22 protein-coding genes are annotated in these 18,592 nt (G+C 40.3%); 20 read left to right on the forward strand and 2 right to left on the reverse strand.

Going from position 1 to position 18,592, the window contains the following annotated elements; genetic code table 11:
- From B7697_RS01140 to B7697_RS01185, 10 genes are all read left to right on the forward strand, one after another.
- On the forward strand, window positions 1–1,257 hold the full coding sequence (locus B7697_RS01140) for a DNA recombination protein RmuC (RefSeq protein ID WP_049502256.1): 1,257 nt from the start codon (window positions 1–3) through the stop codon (window positions 1,255–1,257).
- Window positions 1,247–2,188 (forward strand): 3'-5' exoribonuclease YhaM family protein, encoded by a 942-nt coding sequence (locus B7697_RS01145; protein ID WP_000703198.1) that lies wholly within the window; start codon window positions 1,247–1,249, stop codon window positions 2,186–2,188. Before B7697_RS01140 ends, B7697_RS01145 begins: the two co-directional genes overlap by 11 nt.
- Before the next feature lie 105 nt (window positions 2,189–2,293).
- Entirely contained in the window at window positions 2,294–3,121 is an 828-nt protein-coding gene (purR, locus tag B7697_RS01150) for a pur operon repressor (RefSeq protein WP_004238844.1), read from the forward strand.
- 66 nt (window positions 3,122–3,187) lie between these two features.
- Entirely contained in the window at window positions 3,188–4,438 is a 1,251-nt protein-coding gene (locus B7697_RS01155) for a diaminopimelate decarboxylase (RefSeq protein WP_049502258.1), read from the forward strand.
- A 125-nt stretch (window positions 4,439–4,563) separates the two neighbouring features.
- Window positions 4,564–5,358, forward strand: coding sequence for a pyruvate formate-lyase-activating protein (gene pflA / locus B7697_RS01160; RefSeq protein WP_001288288.1), 795 nt, complete (start codon window positions 4,564–4,566; stop codon window positions 5,356–5,358).
- A 168-nt stretch (window positions 5,359–5,526) separates the two neighbouring features.
- Entirely contained in the window at window positions 5,527–6,237 is a 711-nt protein-coding gene (locus tag B7697_RS01165; protein ID WP_023943463.1) for an ABC transporter ATP-binding protein, read from the forward strand.
- A gap of 1 nt (window position 6,238) precedes the next feature.
- Window positions 6,239–7,024 (forward strand): ABC transporter permease, encoded by a 786-nt coding sequence (locus B7697_RS01170; RefSeq protein ID WP_084949928.1) that lies wholly within the window; start codon window positions 6,239–6,241, stop codon window positions 7,022–7,024.
- Between the two features lies 1 nt (window position 7,025).
- Window positions 7,026–7,745, forward strand: coding sequence for an ABC transporter permease (locus tag B7697_RS01175; protein WP_033681247.1), 720 nt, complete (start codon window positions 7,026–7,028; stop codon window positions 7,743–7,745).
- 61 nt (window positions 7,746–7,806) lie between these two features.
- On the forward strand, window positions 7,807–8,493 hold the full coding sequence (locus B7697_RS01180) for a response regulator transcription factor (RefSeq protein WP_000323581.1): 687 nt from the start codon (window positions 7,807–7,809) through the stop codon (window positions 8,491–8,493).
- Window positions 8,463–9,551 carry a sensor histidine kinase gene (locus B7697_RS01185; RefSeq protein WP_049515998.1) on the forward strand — a complete coding sequence of 363 codons (1,089 nt, stop codon included), beginning with the start codon at window positions 8,463–8,465 and terminating at the stop codon, window positions 9,549–9,551. Before B7697_RS01180 ends, B7697_RS01185 begins: the two co-directional genes overlap by 31 nt.
- Window positions 9,552–9,727: 176 nt before the next feature.
- Here the strand turns inward: B7697_RS01185 and yidC are convergent, their stop codons facing one another.
- Window positions 9,728–10,654 (reverse strand): membrane protein insertase YidC, encoded by a 927-nt coding sequence (gene yidC / locus B7697_RS01190; protein WP_084949930.1) that lies wholly within the window; start codon window positions 10,652–10,654, stop codon window positions 9,728–9,730.
- Between the two features lie 77 nt (window positions 10,655–10,731).
- Entirely contained in the window at window positions 10,732–11,010 is a 279-nt protein-coding gene (locus B7697_RS01195) for an acylphosphatase (protein ID WP_001174616.1), read from the reverse strand.
- A 33-nt stretch (window positions 11,011–11,043) separates the two neighbouring features.
- On the opposite strand from B7697_RS01195, the gene B7697_RS01200 reads away from it, so the two are divergent.
- The 10 genes from B7697_RS01200 (at window position 11,044) to endA (ending at window position 18,366) form a co-directional block, all read left to right on the forward strand.
- Entirely contained in the window at window positions 11,044–11,784 is a 741-nt protein-coding gene (locus tag B7697_RS01200; RefSeq protein ID WP_004255844.1) for a TrmH family RNA methyltransferase, read from the forward strand.
- 54 nt (window positions 11,785–11,838) lie between these two features.
- Window positions 11,839–12,522 carry a Bax inhibitor-1/YccA family protein gene (locus tag B7697_RS01205; protein WP_084926998.1) on the forward strand — a complete coding sequence of 228 codons (684 nt, stop codon included), beginning with the start codon at window positions 11,839–11,841 and terminating at the stop codon, window positions 12,520–12,522.
- 110 nt (window positions 12,523–12,632) lie between these two features.
- A complete protein-coding gene (gene asnA / locus B7697_RS01210) occupies window positions 12,633–13,625 on the forward strand; it encodes an aspartate--ammonia ligase (RefSeq protein WP_000748003.1) in 993 nt (330 codons plus the stop codon).
- Between the two features lie 64 nt (window positions 13,626–13,689).
- Window positions 13,690–14,229, forward strand: a complete 540-nt coding sequence (gene rsmD, locus B7697_RS01215; RefSeq protein ID WP_004255854.1) for a 16S rRNA (guanine(966)-N(2))-methyltransferase RsmD — start codon at window positions 13,690–13,692, stop codon at window positions 14,227–14,229.
- Entirely contained in the window at window positions 14,219–14,707 is a 489-nt protein-coding gene (gene coaD, locus B7697_RS01220) for a pantetheine-phosphate adenylyltransferase (RefSeq protein ID WP_004255857.1), read from the forward strand. Before rsmD ends, coaD begins: the two co-directional genes overlap by 11 nt.
- Window positions 14,691–15,728 (forward strand): SepM family pheromone-processing serine protease, encoded by a 1,038-nt coding sequence (locus tag B7697_RS01225; protein WP_000727281.1) that lies wholly within the window; start codon window positions 14,691–14,693, stop codon window positions 15,726–15,728. Before coaD ends, B7697_RS01225 begins: the two co-directional genes overlap by 17 nt.
- Window positions 15,729–15,784: 56 nt before the next feature.
- Entirely contained in the window at window positions 15,785–16,015 is a 231-nt protein-coding gene (locus B7697_RS01230) for a DUF1146 family protein (RefSeq protein ID WP_004255861.1), read from the forward strand.
- 23 nt (window positions 16,016–16,038) lie between these two features.
- Window positions 16,039–17,322 carry a UDP-N-acetylglucosamine 1-carboxyvinyltransferase gene (gene murA / locus B7697_RS01235; RefSeq protein ID WP_004255865.1) on the forward strand — a complete coding sequence of 428 codons (1,284 nt, stop codon included), beginning with the start codon at window positions 16,039–16,041 and terminating at the stop codon, window positions 17,320–17,322.
- Complete coding sequence (locus B7697_RS01240; RefSeq protein ID WP_004241151.1) at window positions 17,315–17,503, forward strand: DNA-directed RNA polymerase subunit beta; 189 nt, start codon at window positions 17,315–17,317, stop codon at window positions 17,501–17,503. Before murA ends, B7697_RS01240 begins: the two co-directional genes overlap by 8 nt.
- Before the next feature lie 38 nt (window positions 17,504–17,541).
- Complete coding sequence (gene endA / locus B7697_RS01245) at window positions 17,542–18,366, forward strand: DNA-entry nuclease EndA (RefSeq protein WP_084949931.1); 825 nt, start codon at window positions 17,542–17,544, stop codon at window positions 18,364–18,366.
- The last annotated feature ends 226 nt before the right edge of the window (window positions 18,367–18,592 follow it).

Genomic DNA, 18,592 nt, shown 5'->3' on the forward strand with positions numbered 1-18,592 from the left:
ATGGAAAGTTTACTTGTTCTATTATTGATTGCCAACCTAGCTGGTATCTTTCTGATTTGGCAAAGGCAGGATAAGCAGGAAAAACATCTAAGTAAGATCTTGGAGGATCAGGCAGATCACTTGTCAGACCAGTTGGATTACCGCTTTGAACAAGCAAGACAAGCCAGCCAGTTAGATCAAAAAGATTTGGAAGTGTCTGTCAGTGACCGTTTGCAAGAAGTGAGAATTGAATTGCACCAAGGTCTGACTCAGGTTCGTCAAGAAATGACAGATAATCTCCTCCAAACCAGAGACAAGACTGACCAACGTCTCCAAGCCTTGCAGGAATCAAATGAGCAACGCTTGGAACAAATGCGCCAAACAGTCGAGGAAAAACTAGAAAAGACCTTACAGACACGCTTGCAGGCTTCCTTTGAGACAGTTTCCAAACAACTGGAGTCGGTCAATCGTGGCCTTGGAGAAATGCAGACAGTTGCCCGTGATGTCGGCGCCCTTAACAAGGTTCTCTCTGGAACCAAAACGCGAGGGATTCTTGGAGAATTGCAACTGGGGCAAATCATCGAAGACATCATGACCCCTGCCCAGTATGAACGAGAATATGCAACGGTTGAAAACTCTAGTGAACGAGTGGAGTACGCCATCAAGTTACCCGGACAAGGCGATCAGGAATACGTCTACCTACCAATTGACTCTAAGTTTCCACTGGCAGATTATTACCGCCTAGAAGAAGCATATGAAGCAGGTGACAAGGGTGAGATTGAACGCTGTCGTAAGTCGCTCCTAGCCAGCGTCAAACGCTTTGCCAAGGATATCAGGAACAAGTACATAGCACCGCCTCGAACGACCAATTTTGGAGTTTTGTTTGTGCCAACAGAAGGTCTCTACTCAGAAATCGTCCGCAATCCGGTCTTCTTTGATGACTTGAGACGGGAGGAGCAGATTATTGTCGCAGGTCCAAGTACCCTATCAGCCCTTCTTAACTCCCTATCAGTTGGCTTCAAAACTCTAAATATCCAAAAGAGTGCCGACCATATCAGTAAGACTCTTGCCAGTGTTAAGACCGAGTTTGGTAAGTTTGGTGGCATTCTGGTCAAGGCACAAAAACACCTCCAACATGCCTCTGGCAATATTGATGAATTATTAAACCGTCGTACCACAGCTATCGAGCGGACGCTCCGTCACATTGAGTTGTCAGAAGGTGAGCCTGCGCTTGATCTACTCCATTTCCAAGAAAATGAGGAAGAATATGAAGATTAGTCACATGAAAAAAGACGAGCTGTTTGAAGGCTTTTACCTAATCAAATCAGCTGACCTGAGACAAACTCGCGCTGGGAAAAACTACCTAGCTTTTACCTTCCAAGATGATAGTGGCGAGATTGAAGGGAAACTCTGGGATGCCCAACCTCATAACGTTGAGGCCTTTACAGCAGGCAAGGTTGTCCACATGAAAGGACGCCGAGAAGTTTATAACAACACTCCACAGGTCAATCAAATTACTCTCCGCCTGCCTCAACCTGGCGAACCCAATGATCCAGCTGATTTCAAGGTCAAGTCGCCAGTTGATGTCAAGGAAATCCGTGACTATATGTCGCAAATGATTTTTAAAATTGAAAATCCTGTTTGGCAACGGATTGTCCGAAAGCTCTACACCAAGTATGATAAGGAATTTTACTCCTATCCAGCTGCCAAGACTAATCACCATGCCTTTGAAACGGGTTTGGCTTATCATACGGCGACCATGGTGCGTTTGGCGGATGCTATTAGCGAAGTCTATCCTCAGCTCAATAAGAGCCTGCTCTATGCAGGGATTATGCTGCATGACTTAGCTAAAGTCATCGAGTTGACGGGACCAGACCAGACCGAATACACAGTTAGAGGCAATCTCCTTGGGCATATCGCTCTGATTGATAGTGAAATTACCAAGACAGTGATGGAACTCGGCATCGATGATACCAAGGAAGAAGTCGTTCTGCTTCGTCACGTAATCCTTAGTCACCATGGCTTACTTGAGTATGGAAGTCCAGTCCGTCCACGCATTATGGAAGCAGAGATTATCCATATGATTGACAATCTGGATGCTAGCATGATGATGATGTCAACAGCTCTTGCTTTGGTAGATAAAGGAGAGATGACCAATAAAATCTTCGCTATGGACAATCGTTCCTTCTATAAACCAGATTTAGATTAACAATTTAAGAAAAATGAGCATTTTTTAGGATAAGAATGTTCGTTTTTTTATGTGAATATGGTATAATAGATAAAATATCAAAATTAAATGAAATGGGAAATAGAAATGAAATTAAGAAGAAGTGATCGAATGGTTGTCATTTCCAACTATTTGATTAATAATCCTTATAAACTAACTAGTCTCAATACTTTTGCTGAAAAGTATGAATCTGCTAAATCATCCATCTCAGAGGATATCGTCATTATCAAACGAGCCTTTGAGGAAATTGAAATCGGTCATATCCAGACAGTAACTGGTGCTGGTGGTGGTGTCATTTTCACACCATCAATCTCAAGCCATGATGCCAAGGAAATGGTTGAGGACTTGCGTGCTAAGTTGTCAGAAAGTGACCGTATCTTGCCAGGTGGCTATATCTACCTGTCTGATTTGCTTAGTACACCAGCTATCTTGAAAAATATTGGTCGCATTATTGCCAAGAGCTTTATGGACCAAAAAATTGATGCGGTTATGACCGTAGCGACTAAGGGTGTTCCTCTTGCAAATGCAGTTGCCAATGTCCTCAATGTTCCTTTTGTTATTGTGCGCCGTGACCTGAAAATTACCGAAGGTTCAACTGTCAGCGTCAACTATGTATCCGGTTCAAGTGGTGACCGCATTGAGAAAATGTTCCTTTCAAAACGTAGTCTCAAGGCAGGCAGCCGTGTCTTGATTGTGGATGACTTCTTGAAAGGTGGCGGAACTGTCAACGGGATGATCAGTCTCTTGCGTGAGTTTGATTCAGAATTGGCAGGTGTAGCGGTCTTTGCGGATAATGCTCAAGAAGAACGCGAAAAGCAGTTTGACTACAAGTCACTCTTGAAGGTAACCAATATTGATGTCAAGAACCAAGCCATCGATGTTGAGGTTGGTAATATCTTTGACGAAGATAAATAAGAGATAGAACTAAAGGTTGGAACGATTGTCCCAGCCTTTCTTTGCAAATAGAATAGAAGGAAACTTATGAAAACACCATTTATCAATAAAGAAGACTTAGAAAAGATTGTTGCCGAGTTCCCTACTCCCTTTCACTTGTATGATGAGAAGGGAATTCGTGAGAAGGCAAGAGCTGTCAACCAAGCCTTTTCGTGGAATAAGGGCTTTAAGGAATATTTTGCAGTTAAGGCTACTCCAACACCAGTTATCTTGAAAATTCTCCAAGAGGAAGGCTGTGGTGTGGACTGCTCTAGTTATGTAGAGCTTTTGATGAGTCATAAGCTGGATTTCCCTGGTTCTGAAATTATGTTCTCTTCAAACAACACGCCAGATAAGGAATATGCCTATGCGCGTGAATTGGGTGCGACCATTAACTTGGATGCCTTTGAAGATATTGAACACCTGGAGCGTGCAGCAGGTATTCCAGAAATCATCTCATGTCGTTACAATCCTGGAGGCGTTTTTGAGCTAGGAACAGATATTATGGATAATCCTGGAGAAGCCAAGTTTGGCATGACCAAGGACCAGCTCTTTGAAGCTTTTGCCATCTTGAAGGAAAAAGGAGCCAAGATTTTTGGGATTCACTCCTTCCTAGCGTCCAATACCGTGACCCATCTCTATTATCCAGAGTTGGCTCGTCAGCTTTTTGCATTGGCTGTTGAAATCAAGGAAAAGTTGGGCATTTCGCTAGACTTTATTAATCTTTCTGGCGGTATTGGTGTCAACTATCGTCCAGAGCAGGAGCCAAATGATATCGCTTTGATTGGTGAGGGAGTTCGTAAGGTTTATGAAGAGGTTCTTACGCCAGCAGGTCTTGATCAGGTCAAGATTTTTACCGAATTGGGTCGCTTTATGTTAGCTCCTCATGGGGCTCTAGTCACAAGAGTCACTCATAAGAAGAAAACCTACCGTACCTATCTAGGTGTGGATGCATCAGCAGTAAATCTTATGCGTCCAGCTATGTACGGAGCCTACCACCATATCACCAATCTGACTCACCCAGAAGGACCAGCTGAAGTGGTTGATGTGGTTGGTTCACTCTGTGAAAACAATGATAAATTTGCAGTGAATCGCGAACTGCCTCATACAGAAATCGGTGATTTGCTGGTAATTCATGATACAGGTGCTCACGGTTTTTCAATGGGCTACCAGTACAATGCCAAACTTCGTTCTGCGGAAATCCTCTATACCGAAGAAGGCAAAGCCCGTCAAATCCGCCGTGCAGAGCGCCCTGAGGACTACTTTGCAACCTTGTATGGCTTTGATTTTGAAGAATAAAATGATAAGTAGTTGAAAATGAAATTGAAAAACAGATTGCTTTCTAAAAAATAGGCAAAAATCTTGTTTTTCCTTCAAGTCGTGATATAATAAAACTATAAAACGTTTTCAAGGAAGGTAACGATATGTCTGAAGAAACAATTGATTATGGACAAGTGACAGGAATGGTACATTCGACAGAAAGCTTTGGATCAGTAGATGGACCTGGTATTCGCTTTATTGTCTTTTTGCAGGGCTGTCACATGCGTTGCCAGTATTGCCACAACCCGGACACTTGGGCTATGGAGTCTAATAAATCGCGTGAACGGACGGTAGATGATGTTTTGACAGAGGCCTTGCGCTACCGCGGTTTCTGGGGAAATAAGGGTGGGATTACAGTCAGTGGAGGAGAAGCCCTCTTGCAGATTGATTTCCTGATTGCCCTCTTCACTAAGGCTAAGGAACAAGGAATCCACTGTACCTTGGATACCTGTGCCCTTCCTTTCCGTAATAAACCACGTTACCTTGAGAAGTTTGACAAACTCATGGCTGTCACTGACTTGGTTCTCTTGGATATCAAGGAAATCAACGAAGAACAGCACAAGATTGTCACTAGCCAAACCAATAAAAATATCTTGGCTTGTGCCCAGTATCTATCAGATATTGGAAAACCTGTCTGGATTCGCCATGTGCTAGTTCCAGGATTGACAGATAGAGATGACGACTTGATTGAACTTGGGAAGTTCGTCAAGACCCTTAAAAATGTTGATAAGTTTGAAATTCTACCTTATCACACTATGGGTGAGTTTAAATGGCGTGAATTGGGAATTCCATATTCCCTCGAAGGGGTCAAACCACCAACAGCAGACCGCGTCAAGAACGCTAAAAAACTCATGGATACCGAAAGTTACCAAGACTATATGAAACGTGTACATGGATAAAAAAGAAGCCTGATGGAAACATCGGGCTTTTAAGTTTACACAAATCTAGATAATTAAATGAAACAAAATTTTAAATCTTTTTTACTCTCTAAATTCTGAAAAAAATCCGAAAAAGAATGTGTAAGATATAGTTACTTTTAGAAATATTAAATAGAATAGGAGAACATCATGGAACAAAGTATTATCATTAAAAATTTATGTAAGTCGTATGGGCAAACTCAAATTTTAAAAGATATTTCTTTTGAAGCAAAAGCAGGTAGAGTGACTGCTTTCCTGGGTCCAAATGGAGCTGGTAAAAGTTCAACATTACGTATTTTATTGGGATTAGACAAAGCAACATCTGGTCTTACCAAAATTGGAGATCAAACTTATAAGGAATTAAAATTTCCTCTAAAGACTGTAGGAGCTTCATTTGACAGTGTAGGAGCTCCTGATGATCGGACTGTTTATCAACATTTGAAAATAGTTGCTGCTAGTAATGGGATATCTAGTCAGCGAATTGAACAAGTCTTGGATATGGTGGATATTAGCCATAAGAAAAAATCTAAAATTGGGAAATTATCATTAGGAGAAGGACAACGATTAGGAATTGCAACAGCTCTATTAGGAAATCCTCAATATCTGATATTGGATGAACCGACTAATGGGTTGGATCCAAGAGGAATTAGGTGGTTTAGAGAGTTTATAAAAAAACAAGCTCAAGAAGGAAAGACAGTCTTGCTATCATCTCATATATTATCGGAAGTGGAAGCAGTAACAGATGATGTAGTTATCATAAATAAAGGAAAAGTTCTTATAAAAGGCACTTTACAAGAAGTGATGAAAAATCTTTCTTCACTAGAAGAAGTCTTCTTTAGTTTAACAGAGGGAGGAAAGTGACATGGCACTTATATACTCTCTTCATTCTGAAATATTGAAATTGCTTTATAGGAGAGCTACTCATGTTGTATTATTCTTGATACTGGTATTTCAAACGTTTTTAGCAAATATTGGTGCTTCTCAAATTGTTTCAGTTGGTATCCATGCTACACCAGAGACAAATCCAGAATTAGCAGAAGCTATACCTCCTATTGAATTTTTAGGTTTTGATGTCACTTTATTTGGTGTTTTTATTATGATTATCCTAGGCTCAATTTACGGAGCCGAGGAGTATAAATGCTCTGCTATTCGTACAAGCCTCCTCTCTATTACAAATCGAAGTACTTTCCTAGTTTCAAAAACATTAGTTTGGCTTGTATTTTCTTTTTTCATTTCCTTTCTATCAATATTCCTTACGATTAACATGACACATTATGTTTTAGGACAAGATGGATTATTGCTTTTTTCACTAAATGGGAGAGTTTGGTTCTATATATTTTTAGCCAGTATAGCTTGGACTTTGTTGGGACTGCAAGCCTATATTATGGCTTTGACATTTAAAATAGCCATTGTTCCTCTATTATTTTTGCTTCCTCAAGTTTACAATTTGGGAACATTCTTAGCAAACTATATATCGACTGCAAAATTTCTTCCAGTTATATTGGGGCAAGGATTGATTGCTACATCTCCTCAAATTTTAGGACATAATAGTTTACAAAATATTTTACTTTTACTTTGTTGGAACTTCTCATTCTTGGCTTTAGCAATTTACCGCTTACTTAAGTCAGATATCGGAGGAGGTGAATAAGTTGAAAGAACAACTTAAAAGTGAGTATCTCAAGTTTATTATGAATCCTTGGTACTGGTTGATTATAGGTGCTCTATTACTGTGTGTTCCAGCGTTAGTTATTTTTTTAAATAATAAGCCAGACCAGTTGACTCTACAGTTTGTTTTGGAACAGCTACTGCAAAGTCTCTATTTAGGACAGGCAGGTTTCGTTAGTCTAGCGGTTCTATTTATAGGTCAAGAATTTACAGGTTCTAGCCTTCGTACCAGTTTTCTTACATGTCCAAATCGTTTGAAATTTATAATCTGTAAACTAGCTATTGTATTATGTGTGGAAATTGTATTATTGGTCGCTGTAATATCATTATGTATACTAATCGCCCAAGGATACTACAATATCAATCTTTTGAGTAATATTAAACATGTTCTGACAATCCTATTTCCAGCATGTATTTCTATTCTAACCTTCTCTCTTTTAAGTGGTATTTTTGTATTTATTTCCCAGTCTTTTATCTTAATTTTGGGAATCAGTTTATCCCTTTTATTGGGGTTGGGACAAATGTTACTACAATTCAGTTCTTTTTTTAGAAATTTACCATTACTAGCTAGTATGAATTGTTTTTATACCCATCCCTTGTCGCTTTATTATCCAGTGTGGCAAGGCTTAGGGATACAAATAGTTTGGTTATTAATTGTTTTTCTATTTGCTACATTGATACTTATAGGAAGAAATGTACGCTAAAGACAGGGGATGTCCTGTCTTTTTCTTGGTTAGTGCTATAATATAGTTAGGAGGGTGAGTTATGGCTTATAAAATTTTGGTGGTAGATGATGATCTCGCTATTCTTCGTCTAATAAAAAAAGTACTAGAATATGAAAAATATGAAGTAGTCATACGAAATAAGATAGAAGAGATTGATCTTTGTGATTTTACAGGCTTTGACTTGATTCTATTAGATATTATGATGCCTGTTAGTGGTTTAGAGATCTGTCAGATGATTCGCGAACAGATAACTGTTCCTATCTGTTTTATAACTGCTAAGGATATGGATGAAGATTTAGTAGCTGGAATTAATGCAGGTGCTGATGATTATATTATGAAGCCCTTTAGTATGCAAGAATTGTTAGCACGTGTTAAAATGCACTTACGTCGTGAAGAACGGATTAAAGGAAATGTTCATCAAATAAAGATTGGGAAGCTTATACTATATACGGATAGTAAGGAACTATTTGTAAACGATGATAAGATTGCTCTGACAAGGAGGGAATTTGACATAGTGAATCTTTTGGCAAGCAACCCAAGTAAAATATATTCTATTGAGGAAATTTATAATTATCTATATCCACAAAGTTCAGAAGCGCTCTTACGTTCGGTTTCAGAGTACATTTATCAAATTCGTCAAAAGTTGAAACCTTATCAATTAAATCCAATTAAAACCTTATACGGTGGAGGATATCAATGGGTAGAATCAAAAGTTTTAGACAATTAATTCGAGAAACCTGTTGGAGAATTATTTGGCAGTTTAGTCTTGGCTTACTAATGGCCTATCTTATTCCCTTAGCTTCAGTATCTATACAAATAAATGAAGATGGGAAAACTTTAAACAATAGTGGTGTTCTATCAATCTTTTTTAATGTGTCATCATGGATATATATTTGTGTTTTATTGATTGTTCTAATAAGTTATCACATTGGAAAATTGTTGAAAAAACTGAGTTATGAAATGACTTTGATTTATGAAAATAGTATGTGGTTGAAGAAGGAATGTACAGAAAGTTTAACGGTTAAAGAATTTCGCGAGACAGGAAATCGGATTATTGTGATGCAAGATAGAATTCGACAATTAATAGTTAATGAGAAACAGCAGAAGGAAGATTTGATGTTTCAGGTTTCAGCAGCTTCTCATGATTTAAAAACTCCCTTAACCATTATTAGGGGAAATGTGGAATTTTTGCAGACGATAACTGAAAACGACCAATCTCAAGAATGCTTAGCAGATATAGAAAGAGCTAGTCAACAGTTACTAGATTATTTCAATCAATTGATTCACTATTCTAAAACCTATTATGATGATGAGACAGGTTGGACGGAGTATTCCTCTTCAGATTTTATCAATGAATTAGAGAAAGAAGTCTCTTTTTTGATAAAAAATCAGATGAAGTTTTCTTTTGAACAAAATGTGAAAGGAACTGAAAACTATTATATAAATCAATCTCTTCTGATTCGTGCCATACAAAATATTTTAACAAATGCTTTGGAATACGCTGATAAACAGAATCCTAAAATTAAAATTAGAGTAGAGCAAGAGGGGAAGGAATTGAAAATAGGTATATGGAATAATGGTTCGGAATTTCCAGAGGAAGTTTTAACTAATTTTGGAAAGCTCTTTTATCGTATGGATAAAGCTAGATCGTATAAAGAGCAACATTATGGTATTGGACTAAGTTTTGTATGTAGAGTTGCAAAACTACACAAAGGCCGAGTTGAGCTTAGAAATAGAGACGAGGGAGCAGAAGTTTTAATAACTGTGAATTGTATTAAATCATAGTGATTTACTTGTTAATTTATGATTGAATAGTTTTTATATGTGAGCTTTTAAACTATTTAACTTTTTCGACTAGTATAAGATGTAACGGTAGATAATAAAAACGAATGATGATATCTAGTTGATGAAAACTATTTATCATTCATTCGTTTTTTAATTATTGGATAATTTACGTAGCTTTATCTCGAACGTTGTTTTCCAGCGTTGCGATTTTTGTGTTTTTTCTTGCTTGTGATAGCAGTTGGTTGTTCAGGGGTAACGTCTTTTCGTCCACTTGGTTTAGAGAAAGCACGTGCTTTTGGTGGGTTCTTGGCTAGTTCTTCACGGACTTTTTTGCGAAGTTTTGGACGAACGATATAGTTGACGATAAACTGTTGGAGAATCATCATGAAACCACCGACAACCCAATAAAGTGTGACACTAGCTGGTGAGATGAGGGAGAAGCCGGCAATCATGACTGGGCTCACGTAAGCCATTTTCTTGATTTGATCTCTTTGCGTTTCATCTTCTACTCCGTGAAGTGAAAGGAGTGATTGAAGATAGTAAAGGACACCAGCGCAGGCAGCTAAAATCATACTTGGAGAGCCTAGAGGAATTCCTAGGTAACTTGCTTGAGCAACACCTTCAGTATGTTGGGCAGCAAAGTAGATAGCAGAGAAGAAAGGCATTTGAAGGAGGATAGGGAAACATCCTACACCACCAAACATGCTGATGCCGTGCTCTTTTTGAGCTGCAAAGAGAGCTTGTTGGGCTTCGAGTTTTTCTTCTTGAGTAGTTGCTTCTTTGAGACGCGTTTGGTGTGGCTCAAGGACGTGCTTGAGGGCGTTCATCTTTTCAGAGTGAAGCGTTGCCTTCCATGATTGGTAGATACCAAGTGGCAAGATAATCAAGCGCACGATAATGGTTACGATAATGATAGCGACACCGAAGCCTAGACCTTTATCAGTAGCGAAGTACTTGATAGCTTCTCCCATCGGAGCACCCAAGAAATCCCAAACGGGACCAATTGGCTTACCTGTTGCTTTATCAATCTGAACGCAACCAGTCAAGACTAGCAACATAGCCACTCCCATAGCTGAGAGTGCAAAACGTTTAATAGATTTCACTGTTTTTATTCCTTCTTTAAAAATTATACCTTTCTATTCTACTGTTTTTTTACAAAATATACAATAGTTCTAGAGACCTAATTTGCGATTTTAAAGTCAGGGTAGGGAGGAAAGTTGCTTAGTTTGACATCTAAGTAGCTGACTTTTGAAAAAGGTGTGGGTCCTTTGCGGATTTCTTGGATAAATTTTGCCATGGTAGCAGATGAGTCTGCTTGGGCTAAAATTTCTACTGTGCCATCGTCGTTATTCCATACTCGACCTGTGATGCCACCAATTTCAAGTGCCAAGCTGTAAACACCCCAACGAAAGCCGACACCCTGTACCCTACCTTGGGCAATCATTCTAACCTTTTGCATACCAAACCCCTTTGATTGTGTTATAATATTTCTATGACTATTATAACCTCAAAAGCCAATTCTGTGGTAAAAAATGCCAAGAAATTACACCAAAAAAAATACCGCAAGTCTGCCTATTTGATTGAAGGCTGGCACTTGTTTGAAGAAGCTGTTCAAGCTGGAGTGACGATTGAGAAAATCTTTGCCCTAGAAAGTTATCGAGAACAGTTAGTTGCTTTTCCGCAAACTGTCTGGGTATCAGAGGATATTTTGCTAGATTTGGCGGATTCTCAGACTCCACAGGGAATTGTTGCGGTGGTTCAAAAAGAAGAAGTAGAACAAACTGACTTTAGTCAGGGCAAGTTCTTGTTTTTGGAAGATGTGCAAGATCCTGGTAATGTGGGAACGATCATTCGAACTGCGGATGCAGCAGGTTTTACTGGAGTGATTGTTTCAGATAAATCGGCAGATACCTACAGTCTCAAGACTTTACGTTCCATGCAAGGCAGTCATTTTCATCTGCCTATTTACCGGATGTCTAATCAAGTGCTTCTCGAGAAAGCTAAAAAGGCAGGTATACATGTGCTGGCGACAACCCTATCTAAAGATTCTGTTGATTACAGAGAACTGCCTCCTATAGAAAATTTTGTACTAGTCATGGGAAATGAGGGTCAAGGAATTAGTTCCCTCATGGCTGAAAGTGCAGATCAATTGGTCCATATTAGCATGAAGGGGCAGGCCGAGAGTCTCAATGTTGCCGTTGCGGCCGGTATTTTAATTTTCCATTTAAGCTAATTTTAACTTTCTTTGTTATAATCAAGGAAAGATGTTCATAGAAAAGGAGAAAAGATGAATCACACTATTATTCACGACCGCGCAGGTCTCAATCAATTTTACGCTAAAGTCTATGCCTTTGTTGGTCTGGGGATCGGATTATCCGCTTTAGTATCAGGTCTTATGTTGACGGTCTTTCAATCTCAGTTGGTTTACTTTTTGATGCAGGGACGCCTCTGGTTGACCATTGCAACCTTAGCAGAACTAGCTCTGGTCTTTGTTGCCAGCAGTATGGCTTCAAAGAATAGTCCAGCTGCTCTTCCAGTATTTTTACTTTACTCTGTATTAAACGGCTTTACCCTCAGTTTTGTGGTGGCCTTCTATACTCCAGGTACAGTTTTATCTGCCTTTGTGTCGAGCGCCCTTCTCTTCTTTGTCATGGCGGCAGTTGGCATGTTCACCAAGAAAGATTTGAGTGGCCTTGGTCGGGCTATGATGGCGGCTCTTATCGGTTTGCTGATTGCCATGGTAGTTAATATTTTCTTGGCTAGTGGTTTCTTTGATTATATGATTAGCGTAGCCATGGTTTTGGTTTTCTCAGGGCTGATTGCTTGGGACAACCAAAAAATTCGCTATGCCTATGAGCAATCACAAGGTCGTGTAGCGACAGGTTGGGTTGTGTCAATGGCTCTTAGTATCTATCTTGATTTTATCAATCTTTTCCTAAGTATTCTACGTATCTTTGGTCGCAATGACTAGAAGGTCCCTAACATCAGTGTTCGAAGGAGCACTGATTTTTTCGTATTTGCTCTTTCCTTTTCTTGAAAATAGGTGTATAATGCTTTTAACTAATTTTTGAGGAGTAGTTTATGAAGAAAAGTTTTATTCATCAACAAGAAGAGATTTCCTTTGTCAAAAACACTTTTACCCAGTATTTGAAAGATAAGTTAGAAGTTGTCGAAGTTCAAGGTCCTATCTTGAGTAGGGTCGGCGATGGTATGCAGGACAACTTATCAGGTGTGGAGAATGCCGTATCGGTCAAGGTTCTCCAAATCCCTGATGCTACTTATGAAGTGGTGCACTCCCTTGCTAAATGGAAACGCCATACTTTGGCTCGTTTTGGTTTCGGTGAGGGAGAAGGTCTTTTTGTCCACATGAAGGCCCTTCGTCCAGACGAAGATTCGCTGGATGCGACCCACTCTGTTTATGTTGACCAGTGGGACTGGGAGAAAGTTATCCCAAATGGTAAACGTAATATCGCTTATCTAAAAGAAACAGTTGAGAAGATTTACAAGGCTATTCGCCTTACTGAGCTAGCTGTTGAAGCCCGCTATGACATCGAATCAATCTTGCCAAAACAAATCACTTTTATCCACACAGAAGAGTTGGTAGAACGCTACCCAGACTTGACACCAAAAGAGCGTGAAAATGCTATCTGTAAAGAATTTGGAGCAGTCTTCTTGATCGGTATCGGTGGTGAATTACCAGACGGTAAACCGCACGATGGACGTGCACCAGACTACGATGACTGGACAAGCGAGTCTGAAAATGGCTACAAGGGTCTAAATGGTGATATTCTTGTCTGGAATGAGTCTCTGGGTGGAGCCTTTGAGTTGTCTTCTATGGGAATCCGTGTAGACGAAGAAACGCTTCGCCGTCAGGTTGCCATCACAGGTGATGAAGACCGTTTAGAATTGGAATGGCACAAGGCTTTGTTGAACGGCCTATTCCCATTGACAATCGGTGGAGGAATTGGACAATCTCGGATGGCCATGTTCCTACTTCGCAAGAAACACATCGGAGAGGTGCAAACAAGTGTTTGGCCTCAAGAAGTCCGCGATACTTACGAAAATATTTTGTAGAGAATCGAACCGCAAGGTTCGGTTTTCTTTCTCTTTTTGTCCATAATTTGGTATAATAAACGGTATGAAAATCGTATCAGGAATCTATGGGGGACGTCCCCTCAAGACACTAGAAGGCAAGACGACAAGACCTACTTCGGATAAGGTTAGGGGAGCCATTTTTAACATGATTGGTCCCTACTTTGAAGGGGGACGAGTCTTGGACCTTTATGCAGGTAGTGGTGGTTTATCTATCGAGGCAGTATCGCGTGGCATGTTCAGCGCTGTTTTGGTGGAACGAGACCGTAAGGCTCAGGCTATTGTGGCTGAAAATATCCAGATGACCAAGGAAGTTGAGAAATTTCAACTTCTCAAGATGGAAGCAGAAAGGGCATTGGAACAGGTATCTGGGGAATTTGACCTCATTTTCTTAGACCCTCCTTATGCCAAGGAACAAATCGTAGCAGATATTGAAAAAATGGATGAGAAAGAGCTTTTTTCTGAAGATGTCATGGTCGTGTGTGAGACGGATAAGGCCGTCGAACTTCCAGAAGAAATTGCCTGCCTGGGTATCTGGAAGGAAAAAATTTATGGAATTAGTAAGGTGACAGTTTATGTCAGATAAGATTGGCTTATTCACAGGCTCATTTGATCCGATGACAAATGGGCATCTGGATATGATTGAACGGGCGAGCAGACTCTTTGATAAGCTCTATGTCGGTATTTTTTTCAATCCCCATAAACAAGGATTTCTCCCTCTTGAAAATCGTAAACGGGGACTAGAAAAGGCTTTGGAACATTTGGGGAATGTTGAAGTCGTGTTTTCTCATGATGAATTGGTGGTTGATGTTGCAAAAAGACTGGGGGCTACTTTCCTAGTGCGAGGCTTGAGAAATGCGTCGGATTTGCAATATGAAGCCAGTTTTGATTACTACAACCATCAGCTGTCTCCTAATATAGAGACCATTTATTTACATAGTCGACCTGAACATCTCTATCTCAGTTCATCCGGTGTTAGAGAACTTTTGAAGTTTGGTCAGGATATTACCTGCTATGTTCCTGAGAGTATTTTGGAGGAAATAAAAAATGAAAAAAAAGATTAGATGGCCCTTATATGTCATTGCGGCCTTAATTGTGACTTTCTTGGCATTTGTAGTGCCCTTGCCCTACTATATAGAAGTTCCAGGTGGTTCGGAAGATATTCGCCAAGTCCTTAAAGTCAATGACACAGAAGATAAGGAAGCTGGTGCCTATCAATTCGTTACGGTTGGTGTCCAGCACGCTACTTTAGCCCATATGATTTATGCTTGGTTGACGCCTTTTACAGATATTCGTAGTGCCCAAGAGACTACAGGTGGTTCTTCCGATGTTGAATTTATGCGGATTAATCAATTCTACATGCAAACATCACAAAACATGGCCAAGTATCAAGGGCTAAAAACAGCTGGTAAGGATATTGAACTAAAATATCTTGGGGTTTATGTTTTGACTGTGACGGATAATTCGACCTTTAAAGGGATTCTTAACATCTCTGATACGGTCACAGCAGTCAATGATCAAACCTTTGACAGTTCCAAAGACTTGATTGATTACGTCAATTCTCAAAAACTAGGGGACTCCGTCAAGGTAACTTATGAAGAGGATGGGCAAACCAAGTCTGCAGAAGGTAAGATTATCACCTTGGAAAATGGCAAAAATGGGATTGGAATCGGTTTGATTGACCGTACGGAAGTGACCAGTGATGTCCCAATTCGCTTTTCAACAGCTGGTATCGGTGGTCCAAGTGCAGGTCTCATGTTTAGTCTGGCCATCTATACTCAAATAGCTGACCCTGGTCTTCGTAATGGTCGTATCGTTGCCGGTACAGGTACCATTGATCGCGATGGGAATGTGGGGGACATTGGAGGTATTGATAAGAAAGTTGTTGCTTCGGCTAGAGAAGGTGCTGCTATTTTCTTTGCCCCGGATAACCCTGTTAGCGAAGAAGAACAAAAAGCGCATCCTGATGCTAAAAACAACTACCAAACAGCCCTAGAAGCAGCCAAAACAATCAAGACTGATATGAAAATCGTGCCAGTTAAAACCCTACAAGATGCAATTGATTACTTGAAAAACAATCCCTAGTTTTAAGTTAAGTTTCCAAACTAGCGCACAAACAGAGAAGATGGTATAATAGTCAAATGGTTCAATTATTATTCACTCTAAGCAGTCACATGCTCTTTATTTACGTGAGTTTTTACCTTTTAAAGGATCTTGTTCGATGGGAAAAGGTTTTAAAAGTGACAGCTGAGAATACAGGAAAAGTTCGTTTACTAGTAGCCTTTTTTAGCATTGTAATGGGCTACATCATGAGTTCTTTCTTTATCAGCCTATATCAGTTGTGGCAAGAAGCGTTTAGAGGATTATTATAAAATCAAGAGTAAAGGAAATAAGTATGGAAAAAATTGTGGTTCAAGGTGGCGATAATCGTCTGGTAGGAAGTGTTACGATCGAAGGAGCAAAGAATGCAGTCTTACCCTTGTTGGCAGCGACAATTCTAGCAAGTGAAGGAAAGACTGTTTTGCAGAACGTTCCTATCTTGTCAGATGTTTTCACTATGAATCAGGTGGTTCGTGGTTTAAATGCCAAGGTGGATTTTAATGAAGAAGATCATCTTGTTGAGGTGGACGCGACTGGCGATATCACTGAGGAAGCTCCTTACAAATATGTCAGCAAGATGCGCGCATCTATCGTTGTCTTGGGGCCAATCCTTGCCCGTGTAGGCCATGCCAAGGTATCCATGCCAGGTGGTTGTACGATTGGTAGTCGCCCTATTGATCTTCATTTGAAAGGTCTAGAAGCTATGGGGGCTAAGATCAGTCAGACAGCTGGTTATATCGAAGCCAAGGCTGATCGCTTACATGGAGCTCATATCTATATGGACTTCCCAAGTGTTGGTGCTACTCAGAACTTGATGATGGCAGCGACTCTAGCTGATGGGGTGACAGTGATTGAAAATGCTGCGCGTGAGCCTGAGATTGTTGACCTAGCCATTCTCCTCAATGAAATGGGAGCTAAGGTTAAGGGTGCTGGTACAGAGACCATTACCATTACCGGTGTTGAGAAACTTCATGGTACGACTCACAATGTAGTCCAAGACCGTATCGAAGCCGGAACCTTTATGGTAGCTGCTGCCATGACTGGTGGTAATGTCTTGATTAAAGACGCTGTCTGGGAGCACAACCGTCCCTTGATTGCCAAATTGCTTGAAATGGGAGTGGAAGTGACAGAGGAGTCTGAAGGAATTCGAGTTCGATCTCAACTAGAAAATTTAAAAGCTGTTCATGTGAAAACCTTGCCCCACCCAGGTTTTCCAACGGATATGCAGGCCCAATTTACAGCCTTGATGACCGTCGCAAAAGGGGAATCAACTATGGTGGAGACAGTTTTCGAAAATCGTTTCCAACATCTAGAAGAAATGCGTCGCATGGGCTTGCACTCTGAGATTATCCGTGATACAGCTCGTATTGTTGGTGGTCAACCTTTGCAGGGGGCAGAAGTTCTTTCAACTGACCTTCGTGCCAGTGCTGCCTTGATTTTGACAGGTTTGGTAGCACAAGGAAAAACTGTAGTTGGTAAATTGGTTCACTTGGATAGAGGTTACTACCGTTTCCATGAGAAGTTGGCACAGCTAGGTGCTAAGATTCAGCGGATTGAGGCAAGTGATGAAGATGAATAAGAAATCAAGCTACGTAATCAAGCGTTTACTTCTAGTCATTTTGGTACTGTTTTTAGGTGCTCTAGCCCTAGGTATCGGCTTAATGGTAGGTTATGGAATCTTGGGCAAGGGTCAAGATCCATGGGCTATCCTGTCTCCAGCAAAATGGCAGGAATTGATTCATAAATTTACAGGAAATTAGGCTGGAGAACCAGTCTTTTTCTAGAGATAAGGAGAAAAATGGATAAAAAAACAAGACAGACACTGATCGGGCTGCTAGTGTTATTGCTTTTATCTGCGGGAAGCTATTATATCAAGCAGATGCAGTCGACAGCTAATAGTCCTAAAACAAAGGTTAGTCAGAAAAAACAAGCGTCTGAAGCTCCTAGTCAAGAGTTGGCAGAAAGTGTCTTAACAGATGCAGTCAAAAGCCAAATAAAAGGGAGTCTTGAGTGGAATGGCTCAGGTGCTTTTATCGTCAATGGTAATAAAACAAATCTAGATGCCAAGGTTTCAAGTAAACCTTACGCTGATAATAAAACAAAGACAGTGGGCAAGGAAACAGTGCCAACCGTAGCTAATGCCCTCTTGTCTAAGGCTACTCGCCAGTACAAGAATCGTGAAGAAACTGGGAATGGTTCGACTTCATGGACTCCTCCAGGCTGGCATCAGGTTAAGAATCTAAAGGGGTCTTATACCCATGCGGTCGATAGAGGTCACTTGTTAGGCTATGCCTTAATCGGTGGCTTGGATGGTTTTGATGCCTCGACAAGCAATCCTAAAAACATTGCTGTTCAAACAGCCTGGGCAAATCAGGCTCAAGCCGAGGATTCGACTGGTCAAAACTACTATGAAAGCATGGTACGTAAGGCCTTGGACCAAAACAAGCGTGTCCGTTACCGTGTAACTCTTTATTATGCTTCAAACGAGGATTTAGTTCCTTCAGCTTCACAGATTGAAGCCAAGTCTTCAGACGGAGAATTGGAATTTAATGTCCTAGTTCCCAATGTTCAAAAGGGACTTCAACTGGATTACCGAACTGGAGAAGTGACTGTTACTCAGTAAAATATAACATAAACTCCTATGTCACTTGTGGATATAGGAGTTCTTTCTTACTAGTTTAAGCAGGGCTACAATAGACACTGATACTCAATGAAAATCAAAGTGCAAACTAGGAAGCTAGCCGCAGGTTGCTCAAAGCACAGCTTTGAGGTTGCAGATAAAGCTGACGTGGTTTGAAGAGATTTTCGAAGAGTATGGGAAAAATAATATGTACTGGACTATATTTTGT

Source organism: Streptococcus mitis (assembly GCF_002096895.1).
Taxonomy (GTDB): Bacteria; Bacillota; Bacilli; order Lactobacillales; family Streptococcaceae; genus Streptococcus; species Streptococcus mitis_AH.

Bases quoted from the DNA above. Each gene is read 5' to 3' on its own strand.
- B7697_RS01155 (WP_049502258.1), top strand. From the start codon at position 3,188: ATGAAAACACCATTTATCAATAAAGAAGACTTAGAAAAGATTGTTGCC.
- endA (WP_084949931.1), top strand. From the start codon at position 17,542: ATGGATAAAAAAACAAGACAGACACTGATCGGGCTGCTAGTGTTATTG.
- purR (WP_004238844.1), top strand. From the start codon at position 2,294: ATGAAATTAAGAAGAAGTGATCGAATGGTTGTCATTTCCAACTATTTG.
- B7697_RS01240 (WP_004241151.1), top strand. From the start codon at position 17,315: ATGAATAAGAAATCAAGCTACGTAATCAAGCGTTTACTTCTAGTCATT.
- B7697_RS01170 (WP_084949928.1), top strand. From the start codon at position 6,239: ATGGCACTTATATACTCTCTTCATTCTGAAATATTGAAATTGCTTTAT.
- rsmD (WP_004255854.1), top strand. From the start codon at position 13,690: ATGAAAATCGTATCAGGAATCTATGGGGGACGTCCCCTCAAGACACTA.
- B7697_RS01140 (WP_049502256.1), top strand. From the start codon at position 1: ATGGAAAGTTTACTTGTTCTATTATTGATTGCCAACCTAGCTGGTATC.
- coaD (WP_004255857.1), top strand. From the start codon at position 14,219: ATGTCAGATAAGATTGGCTTATTCACAGGCTCATTTGATCCGATGACA.
- B7697_RS01185 (WP_049515998.1), top strand. From the start codon at position 8,463: ATGGGTAGAATCAAAAGTTTTAGACAATTAATTCGAGAAACCTGTTGG.
- B7697_RS01180 (WP_000323581.1), top strand. From the start codon at position 7,807: ATGGCTTATAAAATTTTGGTGGTAGATGATGATCTCGCTATTCTTCGT.
- B7697_RS01200 (WP_004255844.1), top strand. From the start codon at position 11,044: ATGACTATTATAACCTCAAAAGCCAATTCTGTGGTAAAAAATGCCAAG.
- B7697_RS01230 (WP_004255861.1), top strand. From the start codon at position 15,785: ATGGTTCAATTATTATTCACTCTAAGCAGTCACATGCTCTTTATTTAC.
- B7697_RS01165 (WP_023943463.1), top strand. From the start codon at position 5,527: ATGGAACAAAGTATTATCATTAAAAATTTATGTAAGTCGTATGGGCAA.
- pflA (WP_001288288.1), top strand. From the start codon at position 4,564: ATGTCTGAAGAAACAATTGATTATGGACAAGTGACAGGAATGGTACAT.
- B7697_RS01205 (WP_084926998.1), top strand. From the start codon at position 11,839: ATGAATCACACTATTATTCACGACCGCGCAGGTCTCAATCAATTTTAC.
- B7697_RS01195 (WP_001174616.1), bottom strand. From the start codon at position 11,010: ATGCAAAAGGTTAGAATGATTGCCCAAGGTAGGGTACAGGGTGTCGGC.
- murA (WP_004255865.1), top strand. From the start codon at position 16,039: ATGGAAAAAATTGTGGTTCAAGGTGGCGATAATCGTCTGGTAGGAAGT.
- B7697_RS01145 (WP_000703198.1), top strand. From the start codon at position 1,247: ATGAAGATTAGTCACATGAAAAAAGACGAGCTGTTTGAAGGCTTTTAC.
- B7697_RS01225 (WP_000727281.1), top strand. From the start codon at position 14,691: ATGAAAAAAAAGATTAGATGGCCCTTATATGTCATTGCGGCCTTAATT.
- asnA (WP_000748003.1), top strand. From the start codon at position 12,633: ATGAAGAAAAGTTTTATTCATCAACAAGAAGAGATTTCCTTTGTCAAA.